Annotated in this window: 11 protein-coding genes; 6 read left to right on the forward strand and 5 right to left on the reverse strand. The window is 31.8% G+C overall.

The window, feature by feature from the left end:
* Positions 1–163: 163 nt before the first annotated feature.
* Together EW093_RS01430 and EW093_RS01435 are read left to right on the forward strand one after the other, a co-directional pair.
* Positions 164–1,270 (forward strand): IS110 family RNA-guided transposase, encoded by a 1,107-nt coding sequence (locus tag EW093_RS01430; RefSeq protein ID WP_149566676.1) that lies wholly within the window; start codon positions 164–166, stop codon positions 1,268–1,270.
* Positions 1,271–1,633: 363 nt separating this feature from the next.
* Entirely contained in the window at positions 1,634–2,344 is a 711-nt protein-coding gene (locus tag EW093_RS01435) for a class I SAM-dependent methyltransferase (protein ID WP_149566677.1), read from the forward strand.
* Between the two features lie 135 nt (positions 2,345–2,479).
* On the opposite strand, the gene EW093_RS01440 is transcribed toward EW093_RS01435, so the two are convergent.
* Positions 2,480–5,392, reverse strand: coding sequence for a DEAD/DEAH box helicase (locus EW093_RS01440; protein ID WP_149566678.1), 2,913 nt, complete (start codon positions 5,390–5,392; stop codon positions 2,480–2,482).
* The gene (locus EW093_RS01445; RefSeq protein WP_149566679.1) at positions 5,392–5,784 is read right to left on the reverse strand and encodes a (deoxy)nucleoside triphosphate pyrophosphohydrolase; all 393 of its coding nucleotides are present in this window, start codon (positions 5,782–5,784) and stop codon (positions 5,392–5,394) included. The genes EW093_RS01440 and EW093_RS01445 overlap by 1 nt, the downstream gene beginning before the upstream one ends.
* A gap of 381 nt (positions 5,785–6,165) precedes the next feature.
* Here EW093_RS01445 and EW093_RS01450 point away from each other — a divergent pair, with 381 nt between their 5' ends.
* From EW093_RS01450 to arsJ, 3 genes are read left to right on the forward strand one after another with little or no spacing between them, the layout of a single operon-like run.
* Positions 6,166–6,903 (forward strand): arsenate reductase/protein-tyrosine-phosphatase family protein, encoded by a 738-nt coding sequence (locus EW093_RS01450; RefSeq protein ID WP_187759779.1) that lies wholly within the window; start codon positions 6,166–6,168, stop codon positions 6,901–6,903.
* Between the two features lie 10 nt (positions 6,904–6,913).
* On the forward strand, positions 6,914–7,915 hold the full coding sequence (locus EW093_RS01455) for an ArsJ-associated glyceraldehyde-3-phosphate dehydrogenase (protein ID WP_149566681.1): 1,002 nt from the start codon (positions 6,914–6,916) through the stop codon (positions 7,913–7,915).
* Positions 7,912–9,105, forward strand: coding sequence for an organoarsenical effux MFS transporter ArsJ (gene arsJ / locus EW093_RS01460; protein ID WP_149566682.1), 1,194 nt, complete (start codon positions 7,912–7,914; stop codon positions 9,103–9,105). The genes EW093_RS01455 and arsJ overlap by 4 nt, the downstream gene beginning before the upstream one ends.
* Before the next feature lie 40 nt (positions 9,106–9,145).
* On the opposite strand, the gene EW093_RS01465 is transcribed toward arsJ, so the two are convergent.
* Genes EW093_RS01465 through EW093_RS01475 form a run of 3 tightly spaced genes read right to left on the reverse strand, consistent with a single transcriptional unit; the run spans position 9,146 to position 11,852 of the window.
* Entirely contained in the window at positions 9,146–10,534 is a 1,389-nt protein-coding gene (locus tag EW093_RS01465) for an HAD-IG family 5'-nucleotidase (RefSeq protein WP_149566683.1), read from the reverse strand.
* A 30-nt stretch (positions 10,535–10,564) separates the two neighbouring features.
* Entirely contained in the window at positions 10,565–11,077 is a 513-nt protein-coding gene (locus EW093_RS01470) for a hypothetical protein (protein ID WP_149566684.1), read from the reverse strand.
* A gap of 37 nt (positions 11,078–11,114) precedes the next feature.
* Positions 11,115–11,852, reverse strand: coding sequence for a hypothetical protein (locus EW093_RS01475; RefSeq protein WP_149566685.1), 738 nt, complete (start codon positions 11,850–11,852; stop codon positions 11,115–11,117).
* Positions 11,853–12,037: 185 nt separating this feature from the next.
* Here EW093_RS01475 and EW093_RS01480 point away from each other — a divergent pair, with 185 nt between their 5' ends.
* The gene (locus tag EW093_RS01480; RefSeq protein WP_149566686.1) at positions 12,038–13,267 is read left to right on the forward strand and encodes an arginine deiminase; all 1,230 of its coding nucleotides are present in this window, start codon (positions 12,038–12,040) and stop codon (positions 13,265–13,267) included.
* The last annotated feature ends 21 nt before the right edge of the window (positions 13,268–13,288 follow it).

The following is a 13,288-nucleotide window of genomic DNA, read 5'->3' on the forward strand; positions in this document are numbered from 1 at the left end:
GATGGCTGTAAATCGACTGGGACCTTTGGATCCCGTTATAACGAATAGCAGTCATCAGTCGCATTAACATTGTGAGGATGATCAATATTTATCATACCCCGTATAGACGCATGATTATTATACTCCTCTTCTTTTAGGAAAGAAAGTTAACAGGAGGGATGATATGGAATTTATGGGAATTGACCTTCATACAAACTGCTTTAACTGTTGCATACTAGACGAAGGGACAAGTAAAAAGGTTGTAAGTTACTCTATTGACGATGAATCTTTGGAGAAATTTTACAAGACATTAACACCTGACACATATGTAATTGTAGAATCAACAACAAATGCTTTTAAGTTTACAGAACTAATTAGGGACAAAGTTAAAGATGTAAATATTTCTAATACTTATGCCATGAAACTGATTAGTTTTACAAATAAGAAAACTGATAAAGTTGATGCAGAAAAGTTAGCTAGAGTCTTAAAAATGCAAATATTAAGCGGAGAGGAGCAGATTAAAAGAGTAGAACTACCACCTCCAATTATCCAAGATTTAAGAGCGTTATTTTCTACTTACAAACTACTTGGAAAGCAAAGGACTCAGCTAAAAAACAGAATACATTCTTTATTAAAACAGAACCTTTACCCTTTTAATAAAGTAATGATCTTTAATAATAAAATGAGAGATAAAATATTAAATATTTCTGATTCCAGAGAATTAAAATTTCAACTAATGATTTTGTTTAAAGAACTGGATAATTTAGATGAAACTATTATTTTACTTAAAAAGGAAATCGAAATAGTTGGAGCTCCATACATGAAAGAAATAGATTTATTAACTTCTATGCAAGGGATCAGTGTATTTACAGCTATAGCTATAATTTCCGATATAATTGATGTTAATAGATTTCCTAATTCCAAGAAATTTTCATCATATTTAAGGTCAGCTCCAAAGGTTGAAAGTTCTAATGATAAAACTCTAATAAAGAGTACGAATAAACAAGGACGTAAATTAACAATTGCCCTACTATACCAATCATTAAATCATTTTATTGATTCTAATAGAGCTGTAGAAAATTGGTATTACAAATTAAGTAAATACAAAAAAGTGGGTAAAGTTAGAATGGGAACTTGCAGAAGATTTATTACAGTCATATATCAAATACTTAAAAAAGAAGAATATTATTGGTTCATGGACTCTAAAAACCATGATAGAAAAATGCATGATTATGAGGTTTTATTAAGAAAAAATAGGATAAATATTAGCAAATGGAAGGAGGTTTCTTGACTTTCATCATAGACGTCGATTTGAATTGCGAAATCGAGCCCGTAGGGCGTAGGAATTGGGACAAAAAGTTCGTCATTTCCAGTGATTTAATACTAAATAAGGACTCCGAGGTTTTCTACTATAATTAATATTAGATAACAAATATAAGGAGGAATCATATGAGATTCTATACCGAACAATATCAGTTATACCACCATTGTAGATGATGACTGGAGATAAAATTAATTAGTGAATTGAGGAAGCCTATAGTCAATATTACACAAATCCTATAAGTTTTCATCAAAAAATAGTAACATATATCACAGACACACCTCTGCAATAAAAAGTATTGTAGAGGTATTCTTTTATTACTAAGGGGATTGTATGTTTTATAAATCAATATCAAAAGTTTATGATGATATTTTTCCACAAAATAAGTCGCAACTAGATTTTATAAATAATCTGAAACCAATTGCAAAAGCTGAAGTTATTCTAGACATTGGATGTGCAACTGGAAATTTAACAGATCTTATTTCAAAATGCACAAATAATGTAATAGGAATGGATCTTGATTCAGACCTACTAAAAGTTGCAAAAAGCAAGTATAACAACCTTAGTTTTATTGAAGGAAACATGATGGATATTGACAAGATATTCACACACGAATATTTTGACAGAATCATTTCTTTTGGTAATACATTAGTACATCTACCCAACAGGAATAATGTTAAGTCTTTCTTCCACAGAGTTTATAATACTTTAAAAAAAGATGGATTATTTATAGTTCAGATAATAAATTATAATAGAATTATTAAAAATGGAATAAATGAACTTCCTATAATTGATAATGACTCAATAACCTTTATTAGAGATTATATAATTCACAATGGTTGGATAGATTTTAATACAAAACTAAAAATTAAGGGAAATGGAGAAATATTAGAGAACTCAATTCCACTACTTCCATTAACGGAAGAAGAAATAAGAAATTTGATAGAAATAACAGGTTTCAGAAATCTTAAGTTTTATGGAAATCTAAAAGGTGCTTCTTTAACAGATAATTCAATACCTTTGTTATTCAGTTGTATTAAGTAACTATTAACTACAGAGAAAAAAGGGATATCTTCACATCCACCAATAGATTGTGGGTGCTGTATAATCCATTTAAATATCGAGTTATATATGAAGATAATATATTACTCACTTATCTTTTAACCAATAACTTCTTAATTATCTATCATGAGTCAGATAATCATATAAAGAGTGTTCTACAGGATGGCTTATCTGAAAGTTCACTTTAACTATTGATACGTTGTTACCTTTATCATCTTTAATTGTAGTCTCTGTAAAAGTGGAATCAATTGGAGTTAAATCTCCCATGTAGTAGAAGTCTTTACCTTCATCGTTACTTTTTTTAATAAATAGAGGGACTCGTAGACCATTTTTATAGTTTTGTAGAGTAGTCATACAAGGACTATTTAGGGTTCGTCTATTTTTTGACATCCATGTAAACTCATGTCTATTTACAAACTCATCAACATATTTTGTACTACTAGATATATCCTCATCCTTATGATAGTTAACAAAGATTGGAAAATTTGATTTATCACTACTAACTATGTACCCACCAACATTCTGGGCAACAGGATTTTGGTCCCAGTTCAGGACTCTAAAGACATCTTTTCTTGAGTATTTTTTGTATAGGATAAAACCATCTTTTATTATTGATTTATTAAAATCTTGGGTAAAGTTATATATAGAGTAATTTATTGAGTCCTTTAGAAACGATTTGAATGTTTCACTTTGTAAAGCCTCTATTAAAGTAGTATCTTTTGAAATTAGCTCATTATCTATTTTCACTATTTTGAAGCCTGTTTTCTCAAATAGTGAGATTCTACTCTTATTAACAGTAGTCATGCTAAACAACATATTAAGATTATGGATAGCAGAGATTATACTATCTTTAGTTGAATTGTAACCAAATTCATATTTAATTACTGATTGTACCTTGTTTATTGTTACCCTATCGTTATCTAATAACAGTTTTAAGATTAAAGTCTCTTCGACCCTTACACTGTTATTAATCTCCACTGAAAAGAACTCTAATAGAGTAATATGGTCTGGATTAAGATTTTCTATTGGTTCCTTAATATCTTTTAAAAAATTGTAGTAAGATTTCGAATAATCTACATAAAGAATAGGATCTCTAGAACCGTGTTCTATAAAATCCATCATTAAAGGTATAAAACCTACTTTATGCTTTAAAAGTTTGTAGTCCTGTATAAGATCTTTCTTTAACTGCATATTTGCTTTATCTATGGATTTAAAAATTCTATCCTTAGATATTTTATCAAAGTTAACTGTAGAGGCCCCTGGTATACCCTCATTCCCCTTTGAGATGAGTCTTCTTATTCTGTCTTTGTTATAAGATGTATCACCAAAAAGTGCTACTGGTACTAGATAATTACTACTATAATTACCAATAAAATCTATAACGGTTAGATAATCTTTACCATCGACCTTTCTTAAACCACGACCTAATTGCTGGACAAAAACTATAGCTGACTGGGTGGGTCGTAACATAATAACTGTATTAAGCTTTGGAATATCTATACCTTCATTAAATATATCTACAGTAAATATCAGGTCTATCTTTTCTAGGTACTCCTCTGACTCTAATTTCTCAATTGCATTCTCTCTCTCTGATTCCGAGTTTTTACCACTTAGAGCGATGGTTTTAAAACCTCTATTATTAAACTCTTCAGATAGGCTTATACACTCATCTATTCTTGAACAGAAAACTAGCCCTCTTAACTCTCCACTATCTGTACCATAAAAGTTGAGTTTATCTATAATTCTAGCAACTCTCTCCTCTGAAACTAAATGTCTAAAATAGTCTGAATCTTTCTCTACTCCATCAATAGTTAAATCTGATACACCAAAGTAGTGAAATGGAGATAACATATCCTCATCTAAAGCTCTATGTAACCTTATCTCCCCTGCTATGTTGTGATCAAATAGGTCGAAGATATCTAATCCATCAGTTCTCTCAGGAGTTGCAGTCATACCTAATAGAAACTTAGGAGTAAAGTAGTTTAAAATATTGCTATAACTATTTGCACCCGCCCTATGTGACTCATCAATAATTATATAATCAAAATACTCTTTACCAAAAATTGACATATAGTTAGGCTTTGACACTGTCTGAACAGTAGAGAATACAAAGTCAACATTACTATCTTTCTCTACTCCCGAAAATATACCCATGGATCTACTACTACCAAAGATCTTTTTAAAGCTTTCCATCGCCTTTTTTGCAATGTTTAATCTATGAACAACAAAGAGTACCCTCTTAGCATTGAACCTTTTAACATCAAATGCTGAAAGGTAAGTTTTACCAGTTCCTGTAGCCGATATAAGTAGAGCTTTAGTTATACTCTTTTTCCGTAAATCCTTAATATTATCTAAAACTTCTAACTGCATAGTATTGGGTTTAAGTTTCTTCTCTGGAACTATGCTTAATTTTTGTTGTTCAAACCTGGTTTTTACAGCACTTTTATAGATATTCTCATAATGTGCTATATAGGCTGGAGAAACTTTATGGGCATTGTCAAACTCTGTTTTAAATTCATTGTAAGTCTTTTTATATATACTACTATTAGGGGTAGCTGATACTTTTAAGTTCCACTCTTTATTGGTACTTAGAGCTGTCTGTGTAAAGTTACTACTACCAATTATTATATTAAAATGGTTATCTCTTTTAAAAAGGTAACCCTTAGAGTGGAAATCCTCATCAATGACAATTCTTAGATCAATATTTTTAAACTTGAGTAAGGTCTTTAATGCTTCTGGTTGGGTAAAGTTAAGGTACTGAGAGACAAGAACCTTCCCCTGAATCCCCCTCTGTTCTAACTCTTCTAATGTATTCATAACAGTAGCAATACCGCTTTTAGTTGCAAATGCTACTGAAAACCAAAACTCCTGACACAGATCTAACTCATGTTTTATTGTTGATAATACTTTTTTACCACTACTTTTATCATTAAATAGGAGTTGTGGTTGATATTCTGCTCTAGATTCATAGAGTTCATCTAGATATCCTGTTGTTAAACTATTTTTAAATTCTTTGTTAAATTCTTCCATTACTTCTCCATTAGTTTTTCAACTATTGGGATATCGGCAGCTGCCCAATCTAGAGTATCTAACTCTTCTTTTTTAAGCCATTTATAATCTATATGTTCTGTTAATTCAAAGTTGTAATCATTCGCATCACAGATAAAACTATACATAGTCATTTTGAAATCTGGATACTCATGGTTTACTGTTACAGACTCCTCTATTACATTGATATCTATTTTTAACTCTTCTAATATCTCTCTTTTTATTGCATCTATTTTAGGCTCTTCGTGCTCTATTTTACCACCAGGGAACTCAAACTTCTCTGATATATAATTGTATTTATTCCATGGTCTCTGTACACAGAGATACTTATCATCTTTTACGATTATTGCAGCTACTACTTCGATATGTTTCATACATTTATCTTATATAAAATAAGTAATTGGGACCAGGAGTTTTTTATGGTTATTTCTTTGATGCCTTATTATAAAACAAAATAAAGCGAAGCTTTACACAGAGCGTTAGGGATACGTAAGGTGGCTTTAGCCAAACCTAGGTTCGAAGCGAAGCGTAGCCTGAAGAAGCCCGACCTGGGTTCCCCCAGGTAACGCCCAATAATAACCCTTCAACCCTCTCTAAAAATATCTTATCTCTATACCTTAATTTCTACCTATGAACTGTATAGAGTTTTAATTATATTTTATTGGGATGAGAATTTTGCTGATAATATCATACAGTAACGTAAATTCTTGACAACGACATAGAAATACGTCACAATAAATCATATGTTAGATTTTATGAATGATGAAATTAATTTAGCTAATGTTGGAAAACTCTTAAGCCACCCTGCTAGAATAAGAATTTTAAAACTTCTATCTACACAAGGTGCATTAACATCAAATAAGATTGTTGATCAGATACCATTAGCTAGAACAACTGTTCTGCAGCATATATCAGTTCTAACAAAGGATAATTGGGTCGAAACAGAAAGTGATGGAACTACTATTACTTACCTACTAAATAATCAATTAATAAAAAGTCTTTTACCAAACGTAGAAACTCTTCTTAAACAATGTGGAAAAAAACAGGGAAAGTTAAAAAATCCAATTAAAATACTATTTTTATGTACGGGAAATAGTTGTAGAAGTCAGATGGCAGAAGGTTTTATAAATAAACAGTCAGAAACATACAATGTTAAATCTTTTAGTGCAGGTACTGTTCCTAGTAAAGAGATACACCCCCTTGCAATATCAGTAATGAAAGAAAAAGGTATAGATATATCAAAACAGTATCCTAAATCAATTAAAGAGTATGTGGGAGACGATGCTATAGACATTGTTATATTTGTATGTGATAAAGCAGAAAAAGAGTGCCCTTACCTATTCCCTTTTTCTAAGAGTAAAATATTTATGCCATTTAAAGATCCTGTCTCTTTTAAAGGGACAAAAGAGGATACAGTTGAAGTTTTTAGAGATGTTAGAGATCAGATAGAGATTAAATTACAAAAACTACTGGAAGAGTTTCCAGAATTATAGGAGATATTACATGACAAAGAGAGTACTAATTAACGGTTTTGGAAGAATGGGTCGACTCTTTTTTAGAGCAGCATTTGATAGAAGTGAGTTCGAAATAATTGCAATAAATGAGTTAAAGGGTGGTCCTAAAACTGCAGCTCATCTACTAGAGTTTGATTCTATACATGGGACTTGGAAAAGAGATATAAAGTTTAATGATACTGAAATTTTAGTAGATGGGAAAAGCATTAAATTTAGTAATGCAAAATCTCCTATTGATATAGATGTTAAAGATATTGATATTGTAGTTGAGTGTAGTGGAGTGTTTAAAGATGAAGAGTCTCTTAAACCCTACTACGATAACGGAGTTAATACTGTATTAGTATCTGCACCTGTTAAAGGTAGAGCATTAAATGTTGTATATGGAATAAATGATAATCTGTATAATCCGACAGAACATAATTTAGTAACCTCTGCATCCTGTACAACAAACTGCTTAGCTCCTGTTGTTAAAGTTATAAACGAAAAACTTGGAATCAAACATGGTTCAATGACTACAATACATGACATTACTAATACACAAACTATAATTGATGCACCACATAAGGACCTAAGAAGAGCAAGGGCTTGTAGCCAATCACTAATTCCAACTACTACTGGTTCCGCTACTGCAATAACAATGATATACCCAGAATTAAAAGGTAAATTAAATGGGCTTGCTGTACGGGTACCACTACTTAATGCATCGTTAACAGACTGCGTTTTTGAAGTAAATAGAGAGACAAGTAAAGAAGAGGTAAACTCTCTATTAAAAGAGGCTTCAGAGTCTTATTTAGAAGGAATACTTGGTTATGAAGAGAGACCTTTAGTATCAGTAGATTATAAAGATGACATTAGATCTTCGATTATAGATGGACTATCAACAATAGTAATTAACAAAACCCAGGTTAAAATATTAGCGTGGTATGATAACGAAATTGGTTATGTTAATAGAATGGCTGATTTTTGCTCTAAGATAGCGAGATCAATATGAAAAAGTTAGGGTCTTACATAGTAGTAACTGGGGCTTACTGGGCATTTATGCTTACAGATGGTGCCCTTAGAATGTTAGTACTGTTATACTTTCATAACCTAGGATACTCCCCTGTTACCTTAGCATTTTTATTTCTTTTCTATGAGGTATTTGGAGTAATAACGAACCTTTTTGGTGGGTGGTTAGCACAATTTAAGGGTTTAAAATTCACTCTAATTTTAGGACTAGCTATTCAACCTATAGCCCTAGTTACACTCTCTTTTATGAATAGTAACTGGAATCCTGCTTTTGCGATCCCTTTTGTGATGATAGTACAGGCAATATCTGGAATATCAAAAGATTTAACCAAGATGAGTTCTAAAACATCTATTAAATTTCTAGTGCCTAAAGATGAGAGTTCAAAGCTGTTTAAAATGGTTTCGATTCTAACAGGATCAAAAAATGCAATAAAAGGATTTGGTTTTTTTGTTGGAGGTATACTTTTACAAGCAGTTGGTTTTAAGTACGGACTTTGGATTTTAAGTGCTTTAATTATAATTGTATTAATTCTATCCCTTTTCCTTTTACCACAAAATATAGGAGAAACAAAAAGTAAAATATGTTTTAAGAAGCTTTTTGATATAAGTAGACCTCTTAAGTTACTATCTGGTGCTAGAGTATTTTTATTTGCTTCTAGGGATATATGGTTTGTAGTAGCCCTACCAGTATTTTTCTCGACCTACTTTAAGTGGAGTCATTCTCAGGTAGGTGCATTTATGGCTAGCTGGGTTATAGGGTATGGATTAGTTCAGGGGTTAGCCCCCACAATTCTAAGGTACTGGACTAAGGATGAAGCTCCTAACAGTAGAGTCGCTAAAACCATCTCTCTATTACTAGCTATAGTTATGGTTCTTATTATTTTACTTTTTGAACTGAATTTCTATATCAAACTTACAATAACAATAGGTTTAATTATCTTTGGTTTTGTTTTTGCCTTAAACTCTTCGGTACACTCATTCCTTGTTCTTGATTATTCTCATGGTGATAAGGCTGCTGCTAATGTAGGGTTTTATTATATGGCAAATGCTTTTGGAAGACTTATAGGAACACTATTATCTGGACTTTTGTTTCAGTTTGGAGGGATTTTATGGGCATTAATAGGTTCAGGAACATTCCTAGTAACCAGTTATATAACAACTAGAAGATTATGATACTAAACCTCGTGGATCTAAACTTGATCCACGAGATTATTTAGCACTTTTTCAATATGTCTGTAAATGCGATCTCTTCATGGGGCATTGTTCTATGATATGGTCTAAAATAAATTTTAGGGGAGTATTTAAATAGATCAGAAACTTTAGTCATATAAATACAAGCGTATTTTTCAACTAATTCTGCATATCGACTTTCATCATAACCTGCTCTTAGAATCTCTCCCCAGTAAGGATTAAAAAAAGTTTTATACTTTTGCAAATTATCAGAGATCTTTATATTTAAAGCATCCATCTTTTCAAAATGTTTATTGATCTGGGAATAATTAACTTTTTTTCCTTCATATCGCATTGTATCCAGTTTATTAATCTCTACCTCTAGTTTTTGCTTCTCTCCCATTAGATCTTCAATTTTTTTCTGAACAGGAGCAGCTTCTTTTAAACTATTTATTTCAGATTCAAGATCACCTAAAACCAGAGCGGTTCGCCAGTTACATCTCTTTTTTATTGAGACAACATCTCCGTAGATATGATCCCCAAGATAGAGTATTTCACTACCAGAATAACCTAAATCCTTCTGGAGTTTTCCAAACCACCCGCCTTGAAATATACCTTTATCAACTCTACCTTCATGATTACTCATTAAACCAGTTTGGGGATCAATCTTTAAAAAACGTGACTGCTGTTTGAAAAAACGAGGTTTATCTGCATAGGTTATTACTAACTCAAATACATCCTGCCATTTTTTATGATTCTGAAGATATGGATTTATTGCATAGTCTAAAAGTTTCTTAGTATACCCATAATCAGAGTTTGTAATAATCATTAGCTTCTTACCATAATCTATATATCTTTCAAGCATTCTAGTGACATCGGGATCTTTAATTACATATTTATTAAAATTATTTGTAATAATAGATTTTAAGCTATCATCTTGATGTAGAATATCAATTGCGTTGTTAATATCATCTGCAATCTGTTTATAGGATGGAAGTTCTACCCCTTCACTTTTTAACTGGACAAGTTGGGAGAATAGAACTCCATTTGATATTGCAAAACTAGTATCAAGACTTTTAAAATCAGGTGACCTTAAATCTATTGCCATATCCTGGTAAATATCTTTTTGTTTTTTAAAGTCCAAAAGATTAAGGCCATGATATGCTATTTTAACCTTTCCATGCCGGCTAACCTGTAATAGATTTCCATTTCTCACATCTGTAACAAGCCCAACAATCGCTCTTTTAAAGTCAAATTTTAGATTAATTAGTTTTTTAGGATAATCAAAAGATTCAACAAGTTTTCTTGATGCTAAGTTATGGGTTAACTCTTCAAACTTTTCTGTATTATACCGAACTAATGTATAGTCCATATCGAAACCAATTAATTTTATATGTTTCATATTAAGTACACGATTTATAAATATAGACATTTTGCTTATTTTACCTTTATTCCTTTGCAGTTATATATTTCTGCTATCATACGCCCAATGAAGAAGTGCCTGTCTCTGCTTTTTTCGACATGATAAATCTCTTGGTTCACAATTTTTTTTAATAGCTCCTATATGACGCCTAAAAGCTTTCCACCTCTTAATCTGCCTAGAATCCTCTTCAGGAAGCCTTCTACCATAATAGTATCTACAGTACCATTGGAACCATCCTCTTGGATCAGCTGGATGTAACCACCCCTTTAATTCCCATGTTTTTAAAGGTTGTGATGCATCAACTTGAAAATAGTTTAAGGATATATCCTTTTTACCACTGGAAAGTTTAGCATTTTCATACCATGAAGATGGAAACTCATCAGTACAATCATTTAAGTATTTACCCCCAAAAACACCTAATTCCAGCATCTGTTTAGGGGTTAACTCAGGTTTAAACTCTTCATCAAAGTTTGAATTTATTGGTTCTGTTAAGTAATAATATCCTTTTTGCATAGAATCGTTAATTTCTATTTTTTTTCTTTCACAACTCATCTCTTTTTTCTCTTAAATCCATATTACAGTTTTTATATTAAAAACTTAGGGTAACACCTGCTGTTATATAGTGGAACATAGAAAATGTATAAACATTTCCACCTCCATCAGAACCACCTTCAAGAAGTCTGTAACCGATTCTATATTTAACATTATTATTAGAACTATACATAACGGCTAAATTTATATCTTCAGCTCTACCAAATGGCGTTACTAAAGCATCCCCATCTAACAAGATTCCAAAGTTATCATAAAAGAACCACTCTGTTCTAAAATTAATTAATGGAACAACTCCAAGATCCTCTCTGTGTGCATAACCCGTGTCATCCATTAATGCTATATCTGCACTTCTTAATTTAGCTGTAATACCTATACCAGCTAATAGATCATCTTTTTTAATAAAATCCCAGCGGTAGGTTATTCTATAGGAATCGAACCTATATCTAGAAGTTAAATTAGATCCACTTAGAAAAGTTTTATCCTGAAAAATTACATTATTATCTATAGTTCCATTACCTTCAACTGTTAATGGGGCAGCTAGAATAGATAGTGTATGGTGCTGTTTAAATGTGTACCCTATTCTTAAACGTGTTACAAATACCGGGCCTGACGGAGTCTCTGCTGCTAAAGAGAAAGCTGTTCCACCCTCAGCTGGGATTTTAACATTGTTATAACCTGTTATTGCTAATCCACTCTCTACATCAACAAATGCTTGAGCATTTATTAAAAATGGAATAAAAACAAAAACAAGTAGATAGATTATATTTTTTTTCATAACTAACTCCATAAACTTTATTTTAGTTTCTTAGAGTTTCATATACAAGAAGAATAAAGTTAATTTCTTTCATCTAGTTGATATAATCAGTTTGGCTACTATTGTGGGAATGATTTGATATTTCCTTGATTACTAACCTATGGAAGTATAATATTACTATATAAATATTCAAAAGGATTAACGTAATGTCTTTCTATAATGTAAAATCTGAAGTTGGAAAACTTGAGGCTGTACTTCTGCATAGACCAGGAAAAGAGCTAGAAAAACTAACACCCCAGTATCTAGAAGAGCTTCTTTTTGATGATATCCCGTGGTTGGGGAAAATGCAGGAGGAGCACGATTCATTCGCTGATGCTCTAAGAAATAGAGGATGTAAAGTTTACTATTATGATCAAATGCTTGAAGAGATCTTAAATGAAAACCATGTCAAAAATGAAATAATCTCTGAAATAATTGGTTTCTCTGGAATATCAAAACTAAAAGAGAAGGATGTTATTACCGAATATTTAAAATCAAGGGATTCAAAAGAACTTACAGAGATTCTTATTTCAGGTCTTCATAAAAATGTAATAAACTATCAAAAATCTAATAGGAGCCTATCCTATTACATTAAAGATGATTATCCATATTATATTAACCCAATACCTAACCTCTATTTCACTAGGGATCCAGGAACGGTTATAGGAAATGGGGTTTCAATAAACTCTATGAAGACACATGCCAGAAATAGAGAGACAATGACTCTATCATATATAAATAAATATCACAGGGATATAAAAGCCTCTACCCCTCCCTTGTGGTATAATTACCATAATACCGATTCAATAGAGGGTGGAGACATTCTAGTTTTAAGTGAGAAAGCAATAGCTGTAGGATGTAGTGCACGAACTTCACCAGAAGCAATAGAAGTACTGGCTGAAAACTTATTTAAGGTCGAGTCTGGAATACGAGAAGTTCTTGTAATTGAGATACCTGTAAAAAGAGCATATATGCACCTGGACACTGTTTTTACAATGCTTGATATTAATAAGTTCACGATTTTCCCGGAAATAAAAGATGAATTAAAAATATTTAAGATAACCCCTGCCCTTAAGGGAATAGGCTTATTAAAAATTACACCAAAAGATAGTTTAAGAACAGCATTAAATGAAGCTTTGGACAGAGATGATGTCCAAATACTACATAGTGGTGGGCATGATAAAATAACTGCAGCAAGGGAACAGTGGAACGATAGTACAAATACACTTGCTGTAGCACCTGGAACTGTTGTTACATACAGAAGAAATAAAGCTTCCAATGAAACCCTTAGAAACAATGGAATTGAGGTTATTGAAATAGAGGGATCAGAACTGGTTCGAGGCCGGGGTGGCCCACGATGTATGAGCATGCCTCTAAGGAGAGCTTCTATAATATAATTTAACCAGGGTTAAAACCCT

The organism is Thiospirochaeta perfilievii (assembly GCF_008329945.1).
In the GTDB taxonomy this organism is placed as follows: Bacteria; Spirochaetota; Spirochaetia; order DSM-2461; family DSM-2461; genus Thiospirochaeta; species Thiospirochaeta perfilievii.